The 21,639-nt window shown below is 69.8% G+C and carries 20 protein-coding genes; 7 read left to right on the forward strand and 13 right to left on the reverse strand.

The annotated features are described in order from the left end of the window. Positions 1 to 67: 67 nt before the first annotated feature. The gene (locus ABZ319_RS15545) at positions 68 to 313 is read left to right on the forward strand and encodes a CsbD family protein (protein WP_354987061.1); all 246 of its coding nucleotides are present in this window, start codon (positions 68 to 70) and stop codon (positions 311 to 313) included. A 76-nt stretch (positions 314 to 389) separates the two neighbouring features. Here ABZ319_RS15545 and ABZ319_RS15550 read toward each other — a convergent pair whose 3' ends face one another. After that, a complete protein-coding gene (locus ABZ319_RS15550) occupies positions 390 to 1,523 on the reverse strand; it encodes a YhjD/YihY/BrkB family envelope integrity protein (RefSeq protein WP_354987062.1) in 1,134 nt (377 codons plus the stop codon). 122 nt (positions 1,524 to 1,645) lie between these two features. Between ABZ319_RS15550 and ABZ319_RS15555 the strand changes: the two genes are divergently transcribed. Next, on the forward strand, positions 1,646 to 3,361 hold the full coding sequence (locus ABZ319_RS15555) for a DEAD/DEAH box helicase (RefSeq protein WP_354987063.1): 1,716 nt from the start codon (positions 1,646 to 1,648) through the stop codon (positions 3,359 to 3,361). Positions 3,362 to 3,527: 166 nt separating this feature from the next. On the opposite strand, the gene ABZ319_RS15560 is transcribed toward ABZ319_RS15555, so the two are convergent. Both ABZ319_RS15560 and ABZ319_RS15565 read right to left on the reverse strand, forming a co-directional pair. Further along, on the reverse strand, positions 3,528 to 3,833 hold the full coding sequence (locus tag ABZ319_RS15560) for a DUF1905 domain-containing protein (RefSeq protein WP_354987064.1): 306 nt from the start codon (positions 3,831 to 3,833) through the stop codon (positions 3,528 to 3,530). A gap of 110 nt (positions 3,834 to 3,943) precedes the next feature. After that, positions 3,944 to 4,711: a helix-turn-helix transcriptional regulator gene (locus tag ABZ319_RS15565; RefSeq protein ID WP_354987065.1), complete on the reverse strand. Its 768-nt coding sequence runs from the start codon at positions 4,709 to 4,711 to the stop codon at positions 3,944 to 3,946. Positions 4,712 to 4,765: 54 nt separating this feature from the next. Between ABZ319_RS15565 and ABZ319_RS15570 the strand changes: the two genes are divergently transcribed. Then, positions 4,766 to 5,332, forward strand: a complete 567-nt coding sequence (locus tag ABZ319_RS15570) for a class I SAM-dependent methyltransferase (protein WP_354987066.1) — start codon at positions 4,766 to 4,768, stop codon at positions 5,330 to 5,332. A gap of 543 nt (positions 5,333 to 5,875) precedes the next feature. Here the strand turns inward: ABZ319_RS15570 and ABZ319_RS15575 are convergent. The 6 genes from ABZ319_RS15575 to ABZ319_RS15600 form a co-directional block, all read right to left on the reverse strand. Next, positions 5,876 to 6,283 carry an excalibur calcium-binding domain-containing protein gene (locus ABZ319_RS15575; protein WP_354987067.1) on the reverse strand — a complete coding sequence of 136 codons (408 nt, stop codon included), beginning with the start codon at positions 6,281 to 6,283 and terminating at the stop codon, positions 5,876 to 5,878. A gap of 140 nt (positions 6,284 to 6,423) precedes the next feature. After that, positions 6,424 to 6,984 (reverse strand): hypothetical protein, encoded by a 561-nt coding sequence (locus ABZ319_RS15580; protein WP_354987068.1) that lies wholly within the window; start codon positions 6,982 to 6,984, stop codon positions 6,424 to 6,426. 1 nt (position 6,985) lies between these two features. Next, positions 6,986 to 8,701: a DEAD/DEAH box helicase gene (locus ABZ319_RS15585; RefSeq protein ID WP_354987087.1), complete on the reverse strand. Its 1,716-nt coding sequence runs from the start codon at positions 8,699 to 8,701 to the stop codon at positions 6,986 to 6,988. A 225-nt stretch (positions 8,702 to 8,926) separates the two neighbouring features. Next, complete coding sequence (locus ABZ319_RS15590) at positions 8,927 to 9,121, reverse strand: hypothetical protein (RefSeq protein WP_354987069.1); 195 nt, start codon at positions 9,119 to 9,121, stop codon at positions 8,927 to 8,929. Between the two features lie 357 nt (positions 9,122 to 9,478). Continuing rightward, entirely contained in the window at positions 9,479 to 11,293 is a 1,815-nt protein-coding gene (locus ABZ319_RS15595) for an acyl-CoA dehydrogenase (RefSeq protein WP_354987070.1), read from the reverse strand. Between the two features lie 113 nt (positions 11,294 to 11,406). Continuing rightward, positions 11,407 to 12,441 (reverse strand): AraC family transcriptional regulator, encoded by a 1,035-nt coding sequence (locus ABZ319_RS15600; protein WP_354987071.1) that lies wholly within the window; start codon positions 12,439 to 12,441, stop codon positions 11,407 to 11,409. 135 nt (positions 12,442 to 12,576) lie between these two features. Between ABZ319_RS15600 and ABZ319_RS15605 the strand changes: the two genes are divergently transcribed. The 4 genes from ABZ319_RS15605 (at position 12,577) to ABZ319_RS15620 (ending at position 16,416) form a co-directional block, all read left to right on the forward strand. Further along, positions 12,577 to 13,902: an aldehyde dehydrogenase family protein gene (locus ABZ319_RS15605; RefSeq protein WP_354987072.1), complete on the forward strand. Its 1,326-nt coding sequence runs from the start codon at positions 12,577 to 12,579 to the stop codon at positions 13,900 to 13,902. Positions 13,903 to 14,354: 452 nt separating this feature from the next. Then, positions 14,355 to 14,696, forward strand: a complete 342-nt coding sequence (locus ABZ319_RS15610; RefSeq protein ID WP_354987088.1) for a DUF952 domain-containing protein — start codon at positions 14,355 to 14,357, stop codon at positions 14,694 to 14,696. Between the two features lie 45 nt (positions 14,697 to 14,741). Beyond that, positions 14,742 to 15,224: a cation:proton antiporter regulatory subunit gene (locus ABZ319_RS15615; protein WP_354987073.1), complete on the forward strand. Its 483-nt coding sequence runs from the start codon at positions 14,742 to 14,744 to the stop codon at positions 15,222 to 15,224. Between the two features lie 4 nt (positions 15,225 to 15,228). Further along, on the forward strand, positions 15,229 to 16,416 hold the full coding sequence (locus ABZ319_RS15620) for a cation:proton antiporter (protein ID WP_354987074.1): 1,188 nt from the start codon (positions 15,229 to 15,231) through the stop codon (positions 16,414 to 16,416). Here the strand turns inward: ABZ319_RS15620 and ABZ319_RS15625 are convergent. The 4 genes from ABZ319_RS15625 to ABZ319_RS15640 form a co-directional block, all read right to left on the reverse strand. Next, on the reverse strand, positions 16,315 to 17,169 hold the full coding sequence (locus tag ABZ319_RS15625) for a rhomboid family intramembrane serine protease (protein WP_354987075.1): 855 nt from the start codon (positions 17,167 to 17,169) through the stop codon (positions 16,315 to 16,317). The two genes, ABZ319_RS15620 and ABZ319_RS15625, sit on opposite strands and share 102 nt — an antisense overlap. 205 nt (positions 17,170 to 17,374) lie before the next feature. Further along, a complete protein-coding gene (locus ABZ319_RS15630) occupies positions 17,375 to 18,964 on the reverse strand; it encodes a Na+/H+ antiporter (RefSeq protein WP_354987076.1) in 1,590 nt (529 codons plus the stop codon). Positions 18,965 to 19,058: 94 nt separating this feature from the next. Further along, positions 19,059 to 20,006, reverse strand: a complete 948-nt coding sequence (locus ABZ319_RS15635) for an MHYT domain-containing protein (RefSeq protein WP_354987077.1) — start codon at positions 20,004 to 20,006, stop codon at positions 19,059 to 19,061. A gap of 288 nt (positions 20,007 to 20,294) precedes the next feature. Beyond that, positions 20,295 to 21,639: cutinase family protein (locus tag ABZ319_RS15640; RefSeq protein WP_354987078.1), on the reverse strand; the 1,345-nt coding region annotated here is incomplete at its 5' end.

Genomic DNA, 21,639 nt, shown 5'->3' on the forward strand with positions numbered 1-21,639 from the left:
TGTTTCGGCCCCGAACTCACGGGTAGGTCCGGAATGTCACTGTCAATCGATCGGGAGGAAGAATCCCATGTCCGAACATGACAAGAGTGGACCCCGCGAAGGTTTCGAAGGCGCCGTCGAAGGTGTGAAGGGCAAGGCCAAGGAAGCCGCCGGCACCGTCTTCGGCAACGAGGGACTGCGCGACGAAGGTCGCAGCCAGCAGGACAAGGCCCAGTCCCAGCGGGACGCGGCCAAGAAGGAGGCCGAGGCCGAGAAGGAGCGCGCTCAGGCCGAACTCGACGAGCAGCGCCAGCGCGCTCATCAGCAGCGCTAGGTTCGCGCGGATCGGGTATCCGCAGACCTGAGACGAGGGTGGTGGGGCAATCGCTCCGCCGCCCTTTCCCGTGCGGTCATCTACTGCTCGAGGGGAACAGTCTGCCGTCGCCGTCGCGGCGGCCGCTGCCGGCGCGATCATGCGGGTCGGTCGCTTCGGGCCGGGTGTCCTTCGAGATTCGCACCGGCGGTGGAACGGGGCCGACCATCCCCGGATCCGCGTTCTCGGCTTCCTGTCTTCGCTTGCGCGCCGCCCACCACCGGCGGATCTGCGTCGAACGGGTCGCCCGCGCGGGCCAGAACTCCTGCACGCTGGCGTTGAATTCCGCGCCGAGGATGACCGCGAAGCCGAGGAAGAACGTGAAGAGCAGGAACGCGATCGGCGTGGCGAGCGCGCCGTAGCTGATCCCGGTTCTGGTGATCCAGGACAGATATCTGCGCAGCCCTTCGCTGGCTGTCATGAAGAACACACCGGCCACCAGCGCTCCGCCGAACAGCCGATGGAACGGCAGCGTGCGATGCAGCGCGAGTTTGTACAGGGCGGCCAGTCCCGCGATGAGCAGCAGGCCCACGCCCGGGTAGTAGAACGAGTCGATGAGCCGCAGACCGGGCTCGCGCCAGCCCGAGGGCAGCACCCGCCCGATGAGCGAGGGCCCCAGCGCCACCAGCGGCAGGATCAATACCGAGGCCACCAGGAACAGCACGTACAGCCACAGCGCGAAGATGCGCTGCCAGACCGGATGCCGGGCGTTGGCCTGCCCGTGCGCGGCGGTGATGGCGTCCACGAAGGTCGCCATGGCCGAGGACCCGGCCCACAGCGACAGCACGAAACCGACCGAGACGACCCCGCTGTGCCCGCGTTTGAGCACATCGGTGACGGTCGGGGCGATGAGATCGTCGACCACGCTCGGACTGAACAGGTTGCGGCTGAACGTGATGATCTTCGATTCCACGATGCCGACGGTGTTCGGCCCGAACCAGTGCCCCACGTAGCCGAGGCTGCCGAGCAGGCCCAGCAGCAGCGGCGCCAGCGACAGGGTCTGCCAGAACGCCGCGGCCGCCGACTTCGCGAAGATCGAGTCGTTCCACGCCTTCACCGCGACGTGCGCGATGAGCTGTCGAACACGACCCCAGCGGGTGGCCGCGCGCACGCTCGTCCCGTCCGGCGCGGGGGCGTCGGCGTGTTGCGTGGGATTCTCGTGCTCGTTCATGGTTGCTACAGCATCTCCCACCAGGGTTTCGAATGTGCGCGGACCCATGATGTGTCGTGCGGCACTACTCGGTGCTGTGTCGGATTGGTGGAGTGTCGGTTCCGATCGCTACTCTCTACCGAGTGACTTCGGGTGGTGGCGGTTCGTTACGTGCATGGCAGCGCAGGGCTCTCACCAAGTATTTGACGAGCAAGCCACGCGATTTCCTCGCCGTCGCCACACCCGGCGCCGGCAAGACGACCTTCGCGCTGCGCGTGGCGTCCGAGCTGCTCACCGATCGCACGGTCGATCAGGTGACGGTGATCGCGCCGACCGAGCACCTCAAACACCAGTGGGCGGCCTCGGCGCAGCGCATCGGGCTGCAGCTGGACTCCAACTTCTCCAACACCACCGGATCCACCTCGGCGGACTATCACGGTGTGGTCGTCACCTACGCGCAGGTGGCCTCGCATCCGTTCAAGCACCGCGTGCGCACCGAGAACCGCCGCACGCTGGTCATCATGGACGAGGTGCACCACGCCGGCGATGCCAAGAGCTGGGGTGACGCGGTCGAGGAGGCGTTCGGCGACGCCACCCGGCGGCTCTCGCTCACCGGCACGCCGTTCCGCAGCGACGACTCCAAGATTCCGTTCATCACCTACGAGGCCGACGAGTCCGGTTTCGAGAAGTCGCGCGCGGATCACACCTACGGGTATTCCGAGGCGCTGGCCGACGGCGTGGTGCGGCCCGTGGTGTTCCTCGCCTACTCCGGCGAAGCGCACTGGCGGGACAGCGCGGGCGACGAGTACTCCGCCCGCCTGGGCGAGCCGCTGAGCCCCGAGCACACCGCGCGCGCGTGGCGCACCGCGCTGGACCCGGCGGGTGACTGGATGTCCAAGGTGCTGCAGGCCGCCGATACCCGGCTGCGCCAGCTGCGCGCCACCGGCATGCCCGACGCGGGCGGCCTGGTCATCGCCACCGACCAGGACAAGGCGCGCGATTACGCCGAACTGCTCGAACACATCTCGGGCACCAAGCCGACCGTGGTGCTCTCGGACGATCCCGGTTCCTCGGATCGGATCGGCGAATTCAGCAACAGCACCGACCCGTGGATGGTCGCGGTGCGCATGGTGTCCGAGGGCGTGGACGTGCCGCGCCTGGCGGTCGGCGTGTACGCCACCAGCGCGTCGACACCGCTGTATTTCGCACAGGCCATCGGCCGGTTCGTGCGCGCACGCAGAACGGGGGAGACAGCGAGCGTCTTCCTGCCCTCGGTGCCGGTGCTGCTCGACCTCGCCGCGCAGCTCGAGGTGCAGCGCGACCACGTCATCGGCAAGCCGCATCGCGAGGCCAACTCGCTCGAGGACGAGCTCCTCATCGACGCCAACAAGCAGAAGGACGAGCCCGGCGAGGAGGAAAAGAAGTTCGTCGCGCTGGCCGCGGACGCCGAGCTCGATCAGGTCATCTACGACGGCGACTCGTTCGGCACCGCCACCTTCTCCGGCAGTGACGAGGAAGCCGACTACCTCGGGATTCCCGGGCTGCTGGACGCCGACCAGATGCGCACCCTCCTGCAGGACCGGCAGACCCGCCAGCTCCAGGAGCGCAGTGCGGCAGCCGAATCCGGTCGGCCGGGCGGTGCGGGCGGGGTCGCCGCGGCCGAGCGGGCCGCCACCGCCGACAAACTCGGTGAGCTGCGGCGCGAGCTGAACAGCCTGGTGGCCATGCATCATCACCGGACCGGCAAGCCGCACGGCGTGATCCACGGCGATCTGCGCCGCGAGTGCGGCGGCCCGCCGACCGCGCTGGCGACCGCCGACCAGTTGGTCGAGCGGATTGCCGCACTGAGACGTCAGTAGCCGCGACACGGTTCGCGGCAGGCGCATACCGGTCCGCCCGCCGCGGGCCCGCCGGGCACTCGGCCGGCCGGATCCTCGTGCGTGACGCCGTGCCCCGACCCGGCCGGACGCCCGGTACAGAGCCCGGTTCCGCGCTGCCGCCCGAACTCGTCGGCTCGGTGCGGGCTCAGCCCACGGCGATCTCGATGTCCACGTGTAGCGCCTCGCCGGCGGCCAGATCCTCGGCGACGCGGACCGGCTTTTTCACCGGCAGGATGTACGTGGCGCGTTTCTTGTCCGGGAACATGGACGTGGTCCAGGTGGTCGCCCCGATGGTCGCGTGCACCTTCACCGACCCGAACCCGTTGGCGTTGTGCCCGTGCAGCGCCTCGATCTCATCGGCGAGCTCCTCCGGGACGCTCACGAAATGCCACGAGGCCTTGCCCTCCCACTCCCATAGCTCCCCGTCGAAGCTGTACCGCGCATTGGCCATCCCCCGACCGTAGCGAGGGGTACCGACACCTTTCGCCGTACGGGTCGGAGCCACGGACGCGACACCCGTGCGGGGGTGAGCGTTCGTGCTCGTTGCCCGGGCGATCTCGTTCAGCGCGTGAAGTATTCGCGCGGGGTGCAGCCGACCTCGCGGCGGAACGCGGCCGCGTAGGCGCTCGGGGTGGCGTAGCCGACGCGGGTCGCGATCCGCGCGAGCGGGAGGTCGGCGGCCAGGAGGGGGAGCGAGGCGGCGAGGCGAATCCGGGTTCGCCAGTGGCCGAAGGTGACTCCGGTGTCGGTGCGGAACGCGCGGGCCAGGGTGCGCGGGGCGACCGCGACGGTGGCGGCCAGTTCGGTCAGCGTGCGCGGATCGGCGGGATCGGCGATCAGGGCGTCCGCGACCGCCCGGGCGCGGGGATCCTCGGGCAGTTGCGCGCCCAGCGGGCTCACCTCGACCGGTTCGAGCAGGTCGAAGATGACGGTTTCGGCGCGTTCGCGTTCGGCGGCGGTGGCCGTACCCGAGGTGAGATGGTCGAACAGCTCGCGCAGCAGCCGCGTGACCCGCAGCATCGTGGGCCGGGTGAAGCGCACGGGGGTGCGGTCCGGCTCGAGGTAGATCCCGCGAATCATCGCGCCTGCGTAGGTGCCGGTGCGGTGGGCGATGCCGCCCGGAATCCACAGTGCCCGCGTCGGCGGCAGCACCCAGCGCCCCGCACCCACCTCGACGGTGATGACTCCCCGTGCGGCCCAGGCAATCTGATGCTGCGGATGCTCGTGCTCGTCGAACCAGTGCCCGGGCGGCAGCCGTCCCGCCCCGAAAACCATGGCGGTGGGTCCCCCCGGTGCGGCGACGACCGGCGCTTGACCGTTTGGCGACACAGTTTGTCACCGTAGCCGCTCGTGCCTCCGGCGTCGCGTGCCTACCGTCGAGCCATGGGCATGAACTACTTCCATCAACTGGGCTGCCGCTCCACCCTCTGGGAGCGCGCCAGCACCACCACCCTGGTCCCGTGGGCGCTGTCCGGCCTGGACCTCGGCGACCGGACCCTCGAGATCGGCCCCGGCTACGGCGCCAACATCGCGGCCCTGCGCACCCGCACCGCGGCCCTGTCCGGCCTGGAGATCGACGCCGCCCTGGCCGCCCGCCTGCGCGCACGCCACCCGGGCCGCCTGGCGGTGATCGACGGCGACGGCACCGCGATGCCCCTGCCGGACAACGACTTCAGCGCCGTGGTGGCGTTCACGATGTTCCACCACGTCCCCACCCCCGCCCGCCAGGACGACCTCTTCGCCGAGGCGTTCCGGGTCCTGCGCCCCGGCGGCGTGTTCGCCGGCATAGACGGCCGCGACACCCTCCCCTTCCGCCTGATGCACGTCGGCGACGTCTGCGTCCCCGTCCCGCCGGCCACCCTCCCCGCCCGCCTGAAGTCCGCGGGCTTCACCGACGTCGAGGTCCGCTCCAACCCGACGATGTTCCGCTTCCGCGCCCGCCGCCCCTGACCGCCGAGCCCCCGCCGACTACGAAGTCCGCTCCGCGTCACCGAACTTCGGCGACCGTCGCCCCCGATTTCGGCGAGCGAGTTCCGGTTGCGGGCGCGAGGTTCGCTCCATCCCACCGAGGTCCGCCGCCGGCCTCCGCCCCTGTTCGTGAGGCAGGCTCCGCAGCGGTCCGACCTCGCCTGCGAGGTCCCGAAGTCCACTCGATCCAATGATGTTCCGGGTCTGCACCCGCTGTCGGTGACGGCCGGTTCGGGTTTCGTGGCGAACGGGTTCGGCCCCGGAGATGCCGAGGTCCACTCGGACCCAACGGTTCCGGTTGCGGGCGCGCTGCCCATGCCTTGAATCGCTCGCCGTGTCCGCGAGACCGGCATCCGTATCAGGCGGTGCCGCCGGTCATCACGGACGGCACGGAGTTCGGACCTCAGCGGCATACCGAAGCCTGGCCGGTGTCGGCGCCTGGGGCGAGCTGCGCGCGGGCGGGCAATCGGCCGTTTCCGATTGCGTGCCGGACTCGGTCAGCTACCCGAACCGAATGCCGGGGAACTACTTCTCGCAGGCTATGCCGTCACCATCGCGGTCCAGGCTGGTGCTGTAGCCCGGGTCGCCGCGGCGCAAGGGCGCCGCGCCTGCGGCTTTGACCGCGGCGCAGTTCTTGTAACTCACCGACGGTGCGGCGGGGGCCGGTGCGGCGGCGGGCTGGGTTTGCGGGACTACCGGGGGCGCGACCACGGGCACCGTCGTTGTGACCAATACCGTTGTGGTGGTCGGGGTTACGACGTCGGACGTCGTGGTGGGAGCGACCGTGGTGGTGGGTAGTCGCATTTCGGCGGGGGCGGCGGTCGTGGTGGGTGCGGCGCTCTTCCGCTCCGGCGATCCGCTGCCGCAGGCGGTGAGAACGGTGAGCACGCCGACGGCCGTGGCAGCCATCAGCGCGCGATGTCGCAGTGTCATGTGATTCCCCGGGTGAAAGTGATGGACCGGATCGCGGCGGTGCGGATTCCACCCCCGTCCGCCGCGATCGCGGGCCCACTCTGTCACGAAAAGAACTCCGCGAGTGCGGCTTTCACCAAAACCTGGGATAGGGGGCCTGACTACGTAGATACCGACTCGAAGAATGTTTTCGGGTCGAGGGTGTTGATCGGGGTCCAGCGCGCGGGCGGCAGGTTCTCGTCGGCCGCCGCCCCGGGCGCGGCGTTGCGGTAGCCCTGGAGATCGAGGGCCAGCCACGGGGTCTCGTCCACCTGCCGGGCCAGCGCGTAGCAGGTGGCGAAGAAGTGCAGGCAGCGGTCGTTGCGGGCCCGGCACGAGCAGTCGATGCGGGCCAACCGGGGCGTCAGGGCGATGCCGAGGGCGGCCACGGCGGCGCGGTGCTCGTCGGTCAGGGTCAGGGCCGTTGCCGGGACCACCTGCTCCAGCGCCCGGATCGTGGGGCCGTCCAGCGGCGTCACCTCCAGGTAGGTCACCGAGGCTTCGGAGCCGCGGTGGATGTTCGCCTGAACGTGGTTGCCCTCGATGAGGATCCGTACGCCGTTGTTGCGGGCGATGCTGCGCGCACGGGGGAGCAGGGGTTCGGGTTTGGTCTGTTTCAGCGGCTCGGCCAGGCGCACCCAGTCCATGCCCCAGCCGGTGTAGCCGAACTCGTTGTCGGGCATGTCAGTTGGCTCGCTTTCGGCGCAGGATCTCGAACAGCCGGTCGTCGTCGAGGCGGGCCAGGGCCGCGATCCCCGAGGTGTCCGACAGGTCGGTGAGGGCGGATTTGCGGTCGTGCATGCCCGCGATGTGCTCCTCGATGGTGGTCCCCGAGGTCAGGGTGGTGACGGTGACGGTGCGGGTCTGGCCGATGCGGTGCGCGCGATCGGACGCCTGCGCCTCGACCGCGGGATTCCACCAGCGGTCGAAGTGGACGACGTCGGCGGCGCGGGTGAGAGTGAGCCCGGTGCCCGCCGCGCGCAGGCTCAGGACCAGAATCGGTGGCCCGTCCGGGGATTGGAACCCCGTGACGATCTCGGTGCGCTCGGCCTGATTCAGCCCGCCGTGGAAGAACGGCGCGGTGACGCCGAACTCCTCCGCGCAGTACCGCACCAGCAGCTCACCGGTCCTGCGGTACTGGGTGAACACCAGCGTCGGCGCGCCGGCCTCCACATTGTTGGCCAGGATGTCGGCGCACACGTCGAATTTCCCGGAGCGCCCGGCCAATTCGCCCAGCTCGCCGGTGATCAGCCCCGGATGATTGCAGACCTGCTTGAGCTCGGTGAGTACCGCGAGCAGTCGGGTGTGGCGCTGCCCGCCGGAACCGAACCCCTCCGATTCCGCCCGCTCGAGCAGGCTGTCGTACAGCCGCTCCTGTTCGACGGTCAGATCGCACACCACATCGCAGTGGATCTTGGGCGGCAGCGAGGCCGCCACCTCGGTCTTGCGGCGCGCCAGCGCGATCGGTTCGATCGCGTCGCGCAACCGCAGCACCGCCGGGGCCGACCCCTCGCTGATCGGCCGCACGAACCGCCGCCGGAACTGCGCCCGGTGCGTGAACTCCTGTGGCGCGACCAGATTCAGCAGTGCCCACAACTCCTCGAGGTGGTTCTCCACCGGCGTCCCGGTCAGCGCGACCCGGGCGTCGGCACGCAGCGTCCGCGCCGCCTTCGACACCTGCGTGCGCGGATTCTTGAGCACCTGGGCCTCGTCGAACACGACCGCGGCCCACTGCTTCTCGGCCAGCGCCGGCCCGTGCCCGCGCAGCGTCGGATACCCGGTGACGACCACCATGCCCGCTTCGGCGGCGGGCTGCGCACCCCCGCGCCACCCCACCGCGCGCAGTCCCGGCGCGAACCGTTCGATCTCGGCCACCCAGTTCCCGACCAGCGAGGTCGGGCACACCACCAGGCTCGCCCCCGCGCTCGCCCGCCCGAGCAGATACCCGATGGCCTGCACGGTCTTGCCCAGCCCCATCTCGTCGGCGAGCACCGCGCCGCCGTGCACCGCGGTGGTCTCGTGCAGCCACGCGATGCCGCGGGCCTGATAGGGCCGCAGCTCGGCCTTCAGGCTCGTGCGCAGCTCGCCGGTGAGCGCGACGGTGTCCCGGAGCGTTCGCACGGCTCGCTCGGCCGACACGATGGCCGTCCCGGTGGCGTTGGGCACCGCGTGCGCGGCGACCGGCAGCGCGTCCGACTCCCCGTCCAGTACGGCCCGCCACCCGCGCGTCAGGGCGGGTGCGCCGGCCAGGAACTCCTCGGGCTCGATCAGCGCGCAGGGCACCCCGGTCACCGCGATTCCGTCCCCCTCGGGCACGGCCAGTGCGATGGTCTCGGTCTCACCCTGCGCGGCGGGCGCCGGACCCGGCCCGGCCCCGTCCCAGGTCCACAGGGCGAACATGTGCCGGTCGATCAGATAGGTGGCGTGCGCGGTGGACAGAACGCTCTCCTTCGGAATGGATCCCGCCCGCAGACACGACGAATCCGTTGTGCGCAAGTCCGGCCGGGAAAACTGAACAACGGGCGGCCCATTGGGTCGCCCGTTGCCGGTAATTCTGTTGGGAAGATTCAATTTTCGAGCGGACCCCCCGAAGGCCGGAACACTGCCCCGAGGTGGAGGAGCTGATTAGAGCGCCGGTGCCGACTCCGTGTCGATCACGGCCGCGAGCTCACGGAGACGATCCATGTGCTCGTTGGCGTGATGCTGGCAGAAGAGCAACTCGCCACCAGCGGGAAGGGTTGCGCGCACGCGCGCAGCCGCCCCGCAGCGGTCACAACGGTCGACCGCGGTCAGTGGGGTGCTTGTCAGGGTTCCTGGCATGACTCCTCCGTCCTGGCTCCCGGGGCTCGCGCACCGTTCGCCTGGTGTGGGGCCCACAGTCCACTCTGTGGGCTCGCTACCGCTACTTCCCAGCAGTGGTTGATGACTACTCTGTCAGACGTTCGAGCGGAGGTCTTTGTTCCCGTGGAGTTTCCCGTGTGTTTTGCCTAACACGACCTGGGGTTTCGCTTAAAGCGAACAGGCCCAGGCTGGAGGCGGACCGGCCGCTGCCGGTACTCCCCGGGGCCCTGGGGGACCCCCTTGCGAGCCGCTTATCGAGTTGTCTACCGGGAGACTACCCGCGAGCACCGACACCCACACTCCTATTCGATAACCCTCGGGACACAGGTAGCAAGCTCACAGCCAAGAGGGGTCGAGTGCGAGGGTCGTGCGGTCCCCGGAGTCCAGGAGATCGAACTGCGGACCGGTGCGCGGCAATTCCCAGTGGAAGAAGTACCGGGCGGCCGCGCGCTTGCCGAGTCCGAAGGCTTCCCCGCGCTCGGCGCGCGGGGTCGCGGCCAGCGCCTGTTCGAGCCAGATCCAGGCCAGCACGATGTGCCCGAACGCCTCGAGGTAGGCCGCGGAATTGGCCAGCGCCGACACCGGATCCCCGTCCCGCCACAGACCCGCCGTCGTGGCGGCGAGCCGTCCGGCCGCGGCCTCGAGTGCGGTGGCGAACTCGCCCAGCTCCGTGTCGCCGGCGGCACGGGCGGCGGCGACCGTGGCCGCGAACACCTCGAGCAGGGTGACCAGGGCGACACCGTTGTCCAGGGTCACCTGCCTGCCCAGCAGGTCCATGCTCTGGATGCCGTGCGTGCCCTCGTGGATGGGGTTGAGCCGGTTGTCGCGGTAGTGCTGTTCCACGTCGTAGTCGCGGGTGTAGCCCGCGCCGCCGTGGACCTGGATGGCGAGGTCGTTGGCGGCCAGGCACCACTGGCTCGGCCAGCTCTTGGCGATGGGGGTGAGCACGCGCAGCAGGGTGCTCGCGCGGGTGCGCTCGGCCTCGTCGCGCGCGGTGCGCTCCAGATCGACCAGCCGGCCGCAGTAGAGCTGCAGCGCGAGTGCGCCTTCGGCATAGGACTTCTGGGCCAGCAGCATGCGGCGGACGTCGGGGTGGTCCACGATCGGGGTCTGCGGGCCGCCGCGCACGCCCAGCGCCCGGCCCTGCGGCCGCCCGCGGGCGTAGTCGAGGGATTTGAGGTAGCCGGTGTAGCCGAGCGCGGTGGCGGCCAGCCCGACGCCGATGCGGGCCTCGTTCATCATGGTGAACATCTGCGCCAGACCGTGATTGGGCGCGCCGACCAGATAGCCCACCGCCCCCGCCTGCCCGCCCGGGGTGAAGTTGCCGTCACCGAAGACGGGCGCGGTGTTGACCGTGCCGCGCCAGCCCATCTTGTGATTGATGCCGGCCAGCACCACGTCGTTGCGCTCGCCCGTCGCGCCCGGAGTGTCCGGGTCGCCGGGCAGGAACTTGGGCACGATGAACAGCGAGATCCCGCGGGTGCCCTCGGGCGCGCCGGGAACCCGGGCCAGCACCAGGTGCGCGATGTTCTCCGAAAGGTCGTGGTCGCCACCGGAGATCCACATCTTGCGGCCGAAGATCCGGTAGGTGCCGTCCTCCTGGGGGACCGCGCGGGTGGTGATGTCGGCCAGGCTCGAGCCCGCCTGCGGCTCGGACAGCGCCATGGTGCCCATGGTGCGCCCCTCCAGCATGGGGCGTACGAAGCGGTCGATCTGCTCCGGGCTGCCGTGCACCGCAAGCAGATTGGCGTTGCCGGTGGTCAGCAGGGCGTAGGCGGTGGTGCCGACGTTGGCGGCGTGGAACCACGACATGCACGCGGTGTAGACCACGTGCGGCAGCTGCATGCCGCCGATCTCGTGATCCATTGCCGCACCGACCATTCCGGCGTCGGCGAAGGCGCGCACCGCCTTGCCCACGGCGGGGATGATGCGCACCCGCTCCCCGTCGAACTCGGGCTCGTGCAGATCGTTCTCGCGATTGTGCGGCGCGAAGTAGGTGGTGGCGAGGTCCTGGCACAGGCGCAGCACCTGATCGAAGGTGTCGCGGGAGTGGTGGGTGAAACGCTCGCGATCGGTCAGGGACTCCACGTCGAGCCAGTCGTAGAGCAGGAACTCGATATCGCGGGCAGACATGATCAGGGACGGGCTCATGGTTCCTCGCAGATCGGGCAGGTCGGGTACGTCGTACCCGACGGTCTACCACGTGCGCGAGGGCACGCCGGGGGCCGGACCCCGGCTCCCGGCGAGAACGCCTGGTGACAGCGTCAGGAACGCACCGTGGCGCGGCCCCGGTGCAGCCTGCCGAAGTGTCCCGGCGACTGCCCCTTCCAGGTGCGGAACGCCGAGGCGAACGCCGACACGCTGGAGTAGCCGAGGCGTTCGGCCGCCTGTTCCACGGTGAGCCCGGCGATGAGCAGTTCCTCGGCCAGCAGGCCGACCGTCTCGGTGCTCAGTTCGCGGAAGGTGGTGCCCTCCTCGGCGAGGCGGCGGCGCAGGGTGCGGACGCTGACATCGAGGTCGGCGGCGATCCGGGATTGGTCCGCGGAACCGGCGTGCCGGATGAGCAACTGTCTGACGCGGCCGCTGAGGCCGCTGCGGCTGTGCCGGCTCTCCATGAGGTCGTTGCACTGCTGCTCATAGAACCGGGCGGTCGATATGTTCGCTTGTGGCAAGGGAGTCTCCAGCGTGCTCGCTTGAAAACAGATGCGGGACTGGGGCATATCGAAAGTGACTTCTTCGACGCCGAAGACCGCGCCGAACATCTCGTAGATCGGATGCGCCTCCACGCACAGCTCGACCCGGACGGCCGGAATCCGCATGGGCAGCAGATCCTGCTGAATGGTGGCGATCGCGGCCAGATCGCGCTCGAGCGTGAAACGTCTTATCTCCGGCGGCAATTCGCTGTCGTCCCGGACCACCCAGACCTGAGCGCCCCGGTTCTCCAGCCGGTGCTGCGCCGCGGTGAACGACAGATCGGCGTAGCGCAGCGCGATGTCCATGGCCTGGCGCAGCGTCGCACTGCTCATCAGGGCGAAACCGAGCACGCCCATGGACGGGGGATGGCACAGCAACCCCGCCAGCAAACCCAGCCCGGGCTCGTCGTTGATGCCCGCGACGACGTTGCGGGTGACCGAGAACTCTTGTTCCAGAGTGATTTCGGTGGACGGAGCGCGCAGATCCGCTTCCTTGATGCCGCTACCGGCCAGCACCGCGGGCAGCAGCAACCCGCGACCCAGCGCGAAATCGGCCAGCAGCGCGGTGCTGGTGATGGAACGTAGCTGTGCCAACTCTTCCGTCACTCAGGCATACTCGCAAACTTTCGGCGTCCCCGGGCCGTTACCGGCCGGTAGGGTGCCTGGGTGCGGCCCATATTCGCCGATTCGTGGCCGATTGCAAGCTGGTTGGCCGAAACACCCAGTCATACGGTGAGATTCATGCGCACCGCGCAACGCACACACAGCAAGGTTCAGGACGCCGGAAAGGTCCTCCCGCCCATGCTCACCGTCATCGCCCCCGCCGACGGCCGGGTCGTGGACATCATCGCCACCGAATCCCCGGATCAGGTGCGCGACACCGTCGAACGACTTCGCGACCGGAGCGCGCTATGGCGATCACTCGGCGTGGTCGGTCGTGTCAATTGGCTGGGCGCATTCCGTAATTGGTTGCAGGACAACAGGGATGGTCTCACCACCCTGCTCGCGCTGGAAACCGGGAAGACCACCACCGAAGCCGGGGCGGAAGTGAGCCTGGCCCTGGCCGCCCTCGATCACCACCGTTCGCACGCCGCCGAATTCCTGCGCGGCGGTCACCCGCAGCTCGCCCGCCGGGCCGACGCGGGCACACAGTCGGCCCTCGCGCACCAGTCCTGCCGGGTGGCCGGGGTGATCGGGTCGTGGACCTACCCGCTGGCGCTGGCGATCTTCGACGCCGTGCCCGCGCTGGTGGCCGGGGCCGCGGTGGTCGTCAAGCCCTCTTCGCGGACCCCGCTGTCCGTGCGGGCCCTGGTCAACGGCTGGGCAAGTCTGGGCGCGCCGGCGGTTTTCGAGACCGTCGCCGGGCCCGAGTCCGGGCCGGCGCTGCTCGACTGCGTCGACTACGTGCGCTTCACCGGCAGCGTCGAGACCGGCAAAGTGGTGGCGCTGCGCGCGGCCGCCCGGCTCATTCCCTGCTGCCTCGATCTGGGCGGCAAGTCCGCCGCCCTCGTGCTGGCCGACGCCGATCTCGATCGCGCGGCCGCCTGCGTCGCGCTCGGCGGGCTGGCGAACAGCGGGCAAAGCACCGCCAGCATCGAGCGCGTCTACGTGGAATCCGCTGTCTACGACGAGTTCCTGGGCAAACTCGCGCAGGAGGCCGCGGCGTTCGGGCCCATGATCGGCGACGATCCCGGGCTCGGTGTCATGACCTCGCCGTCCCAGCTGGAGCTGGTGCGCGAGCAGGTCCGCGACGCGCTGCTCAAGGGCGCCACCCTGGTCTGCGGCGGCACCGGGATCGGGCACGTCTTCGAGCCGACGGTGCTCGGCGACGTCGACCCGACCATGGCGGTGCTCACCCACCAGACCCTCGGGCCGGTGCTGCCGGTGGTGCGGGTCGCCGATGCCGGTGAAGCCTTCGACCTGGCCCCGCGCACGTCCGCCGCACCGGCGGTGAGCGTGTGGACCGCCGACCCCGTTGTCGGCGCGCAGGCGGTCGGCCGCTTCGCCCCGGCACGCGTGGGCGTGAACGACGTAGCCGTGCACCTGGCCCGCCCCGCGTTCCACTGACCCGCCATCCCTTCCACGGCCCCTCCGCCCGTTCACGTTCCACCGCCTCGTCGCCGCCCCGGCTCAGCTCGGTGCGCCTTGGTGAATCGGCGCGGTGGACCGGCGCGGTGAACTGGGGCGAACCGGCTCGGTGAAATGACGTAGCCGTGCACCTTGTTCGCCCTGCGTTCCCATGACCCGGCATCGGTTCCACGGCCCCTCCGCCCGTTCACGTTCCACCGCCTCGTCGCCGCGCCGACTCGGCTCGGTGCGCCTTGGTGAACCGGCGCGGTGAACGGGGGCGAACCGGCTCGATGAATCGGTGCGGTGGAGCGGCGTGGCGAACCAGCTCTGCGCATCGGCGCGGTGAACCGGTGTGCGAACCGGCCCGGTCGGCCGTGTGAGCACGCCCGGCCGAGTAGGTTGGGGCGGTGGGAAACGCACCGAAGCCGACGTCGAAAACCCTGCTGCACATGTGCGCTCGGGCCGATTGGGAAGCCGCGCGGGTGGTGGGCGAGTATCGCTCGCCGTCACTGGCGACCGAGGGCTTCATTCACCTGTCCGCGCCCTACCAGGTGCATCTGCCCGCGAACCGGATCTTCCCGGGGCACCCCGACCTGGTGCTGCTGCACCTGGACCCGGATCGGCTGCCCGCGGAGGTGCGCTGGGAGCCGGGGGTGGCGACCGATCCCGAGTCCATGCGGTTCCCGCATCTATACGGTGCGCTGCCGGTCGCGGCGGTTGTGGCGGTGTCGGACTACCGGCCCGGCCCGGACGGGTACTTCGAGCCGCTGCCCGCCGACGAACCCCACTGACGGACGGTCCGCCGAGAATCGGGCGCGCTGTCCTAGTCTGAACGGGTGAACGTCGATGTGACAGCGCTGCCCGGAATCGGTGTGCGTAAGGATTTCGAGGTGCGCTCCGGCCGCCGGATCGGGGTGGTCGCGCACCGGGACGGGGCGATCGATCTGATCGTGTCCCAGCGCGAGGACCCCGATGCGTGTCTGGCCCAGGTGCCCCTGACCACCGATGAGGCCGCGGTGCTGGCGAATCTGCTGGGTGCGCCGCAGCTGGTGGAGAAGCTCAAGGAGGATCACCGGGATCTGCCCGGGATCACCACCCGCCAGCTCCCGATCGGCACCACCTCGCCGTATCGGGGCCGCATGCTCGGCGAGACCGGAATGCGCACCCGCACCAAGGCATCCATCGTGGCGGTCATGCGGGCGGGGCAGTTGCACCCCTCGCCCGGCCCTGATTTCGTTCTCGACTCCGGCGATCTGCTCGTCGTCGTCGGCACCCCGCACGGACTGGACGCCGCCGCGCGCATTCTGGCCGACGGCTGAGCCGGTGGACACGACCGCTCTAGCGCTGGTCGAACTCGGCGCGATCTTGTTCGCGCTCGGCCTGATGGGGCGGTTCGCCGCTCGGTTCGGCATGTCCCCGATACCGCTCTACCTGCTGGGCGGTCTCGCCTTCGGGCAGGGCGGCATCGTCCACCTGCGCGCCGCCTCGGAGTTCGGCCATCTGGCCGGCGAGATCGGCGTGGTGCTGCTGCTGCTCCTGCTCGGATTGGAGTACACCGCAGCGGAATTGGTGACCGGGCTGCGGCAGTCCTGGCTGGCGGGCATCGTCGACATCCTTGCCAACGCCACGCCGGGCGTCCTGGTGGCGCTCCTGCTGGGGTTCGGCCCGGTGGGTGCGGTGACCATGGGCGGGGTCACCTACATCTCCTCGTCCGGGATCGTGGCCAAGGTGCTCAACGACCTGGGCCGCCTGGGCAACCGGGAGACCCCGGTGATCCTGTCCATCCTGGTTTTCGAGGATCTGGCCATGGCGGTCTATCTGCCGATCCTCACCATGATGCTGGCGGGCCTGAGTTTCGCGGCCGGGCTGAAGTCGCTGGCCATCGCGTTGCTCGCGATCACCGTGGTGCTGGTGGTCGCGCTGCGCTACGGCCGCTACGTCTCCGCGGTGGTGGACAGCAGTGACCGGGAGCAGTTCCTGCTCAAACTGCTGGGCGCGGCGCTGCTGGTGGCGGGGGTGGCCTCCGCGCTGAACGTGTCGGCGGCGGTGGGCGCGTTCCTGCTGGGCATCGCCATCTCCGGATCCACGGCGCAGGAGGCGGCCAAACTGCTGGAGCCGCTGCGAGATCTGTTCGCGGCCATCTTCTTCGTGGCCTTCGGGCTCAACACCGATCCGCAGGCGATTCCGCCGGTGCTGGGCTGGGCGGTGCTGCTGGCGATCGTGACCGCGCTGACCAAGATCGGCACCGGCTGGTGGGCGGCGCGGCGGCAGGGCATTCGCCGACTGGGCCGCGCCCGCGCCGGGGCGGCCCTGGTCGCGCGCGGCGAGTTCTCCATCGTCATCGCCGGGCTTGCGGTCACGATGGGCGGCGTCGACTCCGACTTCGCCGCGCTGGCCTCGGCCTACGTGCTATTGATGGCCGTGCTCGGCCCCATCGCCGCGCGCCTGGTCGAGCCCGCCGTGCGGTTCGTGCAGCGCGAGCGGAACGTCGCGGACGCCGTCGCGCCCTGAGCCCGGGGCGCTCGCGCGGGCGGCGCGGCGTCGCAGCGTCGCGGTGATCTTGCGCGCCACCAGCACTCCGGCGGCCCCGGTCAGCAGGCCCAGCAGCAGTGCGAACAGGTGCCCGTAGTCGGTGAACGTGCGATCGTCCACCAGCGCGACGCCGTACCAGATCAGCAATCCGGCGATCCACGCCAGCCGGGCCTTGCCGCGCAGGCGGAACGCGAAAGCGCCCAGCATGGCCGAAATCCCGTAGCTGGGGCCGACATCGGTGGCGATGGTGACCCGCAGTGGAATGAGATCGCGCTCCACCGCCCGGGAAATGCCCAGGGCCACTATGAGAGTCGCCCCGATGTGCCCGATGGCGACCACCAGGATCCAGCGCAGCGATCCGAGCCAGCGCTCGGCCGCGGCCATCACGGTGAGCAGGATGAGGATCTCGCCCCAGGGGAATCCGCCGTCGGTCCAGAACGCTGACGCCACCAGCACCTGAATCGGATCATCCTGCAGATTCCGCAGATTCGTCGACGCCGACAGAATCAGCCGGTGCCCGACCTTCTCGCTCGTCCCGTGCAGGGTCCACCACGTCACGAACAGGGTGAAGGAGTACGCGATGCTGGCCGGGGTGACCGCCAGCAGATCCCGATAGGCCCGCACCGCGCGCAGCAGCCGATGCGGTTCGCGCCACCAGGCCCGGATCTCGTGCAGCTTGGTCCCGACCTCGACGGTGCGCAGCCAGGGCGGGTCGTAGGCGGGCAATGCCATGAGGGGGTCCGTTCTCCCGTGCGCCGATGCTGGTTGCCGCCGATCCGGCCGCGGGGGAGCAGCCGGGGTGGTGAGCCGAATACCGGATCGGCGGACTGCCCTGTCGCACCGAGCCTGCCCCGAACGCTACTCGCGCCGCGCGCACCGGGGGAGCATCGCGCCGTGCCGCGCGGGTCCCGGCCCGCGAGACCCCGCAAGCCCGTGCTCAGCCCGCTTTGGTGCGCAGGTCCAGGCGCCGCATGACGCGGTCCACCACGTCCGGGGCGATGCCGGGTTCGCGGCGGGCGGACAGCGCTTCGGCGCGCCCGGCCTCGAGCACCTCGTTGGTGACCGAGCGCATCTGCCTGCTGAAGGCGACGGCCCGGTCGGTGGAGAGTTTGGCGTTGGTGTCGGCGGCTTCCGGATCCGCCTGGGCCAGACGGCGTTCGAAGCCGTCGCGCAGGCGTTCGTAGACCTCCTCGGGCATGTCCTGGCGGGCCGCGATCTCCTTGAGCCGGGCCAGCTCCGCGTCCAGGACCCGGGTCCACAGCGCACGCTCCAGTTCCCGTTCGCGGCCGGTGTCGGCGTGCACCCCGGTGGCACGGACGACCGCGGGCAGCGTCGGGCCCTGCAGCAGCAGGGTGAACAGCACGACCGCGAACGCGGTGAACAGGATCTCGGTGCGCCCGGGGAAGGGCTCGCCGGTGTCGGTGGTGAACGGAATGGCAAGGGCCAGAGCCACGGTCGCCACCCCGCGCATACCGGCCCACCAGGTGACCAGGGTTTCCCGCCAGGTGTAGGGCTCGTCGGCGTCGCGATCACGCCACCCGCGCTGGAACACCAGCGTGGTGCACATGAGCCAGATCAGGCGCAGTCCGACCACCACGCCGATCACCACGGCCGCCCCGCCGATGAATCGCGGCCAGTCCGGGCCCGCGTCGTGCAGCACGGTGCTGAGTTCGAGCCCGATGAGGCCGAAGGCGAAACCGGTGACCAGCATCTCGGTGATCTCCCAGAAGGAATCACCGACGAGCCGGTAGTCGCTGTCGCTGAAATCGGTGGCCGCGTCGGTCAGGTACAGCGAGCACACCAGCACGGCCAGCACCGCCGATCCGCCGCCCAGTTCGGAGAAGCCGTAGGCGGCGAAGGGCAGCATGAGGCCCAGCGCCACCCGCCAGGGCGCCTCGTCCAGCCACTGCATGATCTTGCTGCCCAGCCAGCCGAGCAGCAGGCCCACCCCGACCCCGACCAGCGCGGAGACCGCGAAATCGAGGGCGGCATGCCAGGCCGAGAAGGTGCCGGTGACCACGGCCTGCAACGCGACCGAATAGATGACGATCGCGGTGACGTCGTTGAACAGGCCCTCGCCCTCGAGCACCGCGACCAGGCGGCGCGGCAGGCCCAGCCGCCCGGCCAGCGCCGAGACCGCGACCGGATCCGGTGGCGCGACGACCGCGCCCAGCACCAGCGCCGCGCCGATGGGCACGGACGGGTACCAGGCGTGGAAGGCGAACGCCACGACCACCGTGGTCACGATGACCAGCACCACCGCGCGCAGGCTGATGGCTCCCCAGTTGTCGGCGAAGGTGCGCCACGAGGTGCGGCGGGCGGCGGCGTAGAGCAGGGGCGGCAGCACCAGCGGCAGGATCATCTTCGGGTCGATGTGTATTTCCGGGACCTGTGGGATGAGGGCCAGGACCACGCCGAACGCGGTCATGAGCACCGCGGGTGCCTGGCCCAGCCGCTTGCCGAGCGGTTGGGCCAGAATCGTCGCGAACAGGACGACGAAGATCAATTCCAACTGGTGGTGAGCCACGTCAGTCAGTTTGCTGCCGATGCGCTGGAAAGTCGAACGCCCGCTCGATGTTCTCAGCGAGTTCTGTGGAACCCTCGGCCGGGCTGGGGAACTCTCAGGATGCGCTGGATTCGGGGCGCGGACCGTAGGGGTTGCTCCGCGGCGGCGTGCCCTGGGGGACGCCCGGTTGCGGCGGGAAGCCCGGGGTGTAGTCGGCCGGGTTGCGCGGGGAATCCGAGCGGCGCGGCGCGGCGGCCGAATTCGAACGCAGGGACCAGGATTCGCGCACCGCGGGTTCCGGCGCCGGCTCCGCCGCGCGGACGGGCGCGGTGATTCGGCGGCTCGCCTCGTCCACTTCGGTCAGGCCCACGTGAATCAGGAGCACCATCGTCACCATGGAGACCGTGACCATGAGCGGGGCCAGCAGTTCCATCGCGCCCGCGCCGGACGGGTCGCCCGCATTCGCGACGTGGTGTGCGCTCATCGAGGCCATGCCGGTGTAATGCATACCGCAGACCGCCACGCCCATGATCAACGCGGCGACGATGGTGGCGAGGATCCCATTGATGTTCAAGGTGAACCACAGCGCGACGGTCGCGGCGACCACCGCGATCACCACGGACAGCAGCACCAGCCAGGGGTCGTAAGTGAACTCGGCGTCGGAGTGCATGGCGTACATGCCCGCGTAGTGCATGGCCGCGACGCCGAGTCCGGTGAGTGCGCCACCGGCAGGCAACTCCCAGCCACCCCAGCGCACGCTGGCGACGACCGCGAGTCCGAGCCACACCACGACCATGGCGATGGCGGCGCTGAGCAGGGTGATCGGCACGTTGTAGCGAATCGAGGCGCCGTGTACCGAGAAACCGAGCATGGCGATGAAATGCATGACCCAGATACCGGTTCCGCCGATGGCGACCGCCGCGGCTACCAGCCAGCCACGCCGGCCCTCGCCGGATCGGGCGCGTGCGGTACAGCGCAATCCGAGCAGGGATCCCACGACGGACATGATGTAGGCCAGAACGGGTGTGACCCACCCGTAAGTGAAGTGATGAATCTCCAGCACTCGAACTCCATTGCCAGAACGGTGTTTCCGCGCCCCAGATGCGAACGCGCCGAGCGCACACTACAGGTCGGCCGACCGGTTGGGAAATTGAAAGACGCTATTTCCTGGGGGTTGCTTCCATGTGGAGATAGTGGAGGTCCGCTGTGTAGCGCCGATAATCCGGAGTCCTTGTACCGCAACGGAATTCGCGACACCGCCGATATTGACCGACCGGTCGAAAGAAAAGCGCCGCCGGGTAATCGGCGGCGCTTTCGAATTTCTGCGATTCGCAGCACACTTCCGGCCGAGTCAGGAAACGACTTGGGATCCCAGGAAGTCCAGCAGCGTCTGGGTGTCCTCCAGATAGTCGATATGCGCGCCCGAGGAATAGAAGTTCGCCATGTCCATGCCCTGACGGCTCAGGTCGAGCAGGTCGCTGACGCTGTCCGGCTCGCTGAGATTGATCAGGGTCTGGGTGGCCACGCCGAGATCCCCGCGCACGGCGGTGGCGAACGGGCCGAGCACCGAGCCCGCCAGGTCGAGACCGGTGGGGATGAGGGTGGTCATCGCCGCGGCGGCGGCGAACGGATCCTGGCGGGACAGCGATTCGACCGCGTGCCACAGGATCTCCTGGAGCTGGCCCACGTTGCCCGCGATGCGCAGGATGTCGATCTCGGTCAGGACGTCGGCGATGACGCTGGCCGAGGCCGTCCAGCCGGAGGGGTCCACGGTGGCCGCGGCGCGGATGACCGAGGCGACCAGGGGCAGATCCACGCCGGCGGCCGCCTCCACGATCGGCCGCAGCGCGACGTTGACCTCGCTCGCTATCAGGTGCGCGCCCCGGATGTCGCCGGATTCGATCAGGCCCGGCAGGCTGGTGAGTCCGTCGAGCACGGCGGGCAGGTTGGCCGACGTCGCCGCCCAGCCCGCGCCGACCTGAACCGCTTGCTGGACAAGCTGATTCGGGTCCGAGGTGTTGGGGATGAGGTCGGCGATCGGGGCGGGGTCGCCGCTGAGCACCTGGCCCAGGGCCGCCAGGAACGGGGAGGCGGTGGCATTGAGCGAGCAGTACAGATCGCCGTCCGCGCAGATCGTGCGCACGCGATCGGTGAGCGCGCCGAAGTCCTGGCCGCGGGTGCCCGCGATGCCGTGACCGGGTTGCGGGTTGCCCAGGGAGAGCGTGGTATTCGGATCGCGGTGCGGATCGGACAGCAGGCCGACGCCCAGCACCCGGCCGGCGTCGATCGGGCCCGCGCCGTTGCCGATCTCGGTCGCGACGTCGCCGATGCCGTCCGCGCCCTGGCTGTAGCCGGCCAGCAGCACCCGGGTCGAGGCGCACAGGCTGCCGAGCGTGTCGTGCAGTCCGGCTTCGAGCGTGCTGAGCGATTCGGAGTAGCTCAGCCCCTGGTCGAAAGCGCTTGCGGCATAGGGGGTGTAGAGCACGGTGATGTCACGCCCGAACTCGCGCTGCAGGCCGTCGCCGATCGGCCGGAGCATGCCGACCGGCACCGTGGGGTCCGCGTCGCTGCGTGTCTCCCAGGTCCCCGGCGCGAAGATCGCGGTGTACGGGGTGCACGGGTGCGCCGTGCGCGCGCGAGAATCCCGACTCTGCCCCGTAACGGATTGGCGGACATTAGAGTTCGGTGGATGGCCA

The sequence above is a fragment of the Nocardia sp. NPDC005978 genome (assembly GCF_040614455.1).
Taxonomy (GTDB): domain Bacteria; phylum Actinomycetota; class Actinomycetes; order Mycobacteriales; family Mycobacteriaceae; genus Nocardia.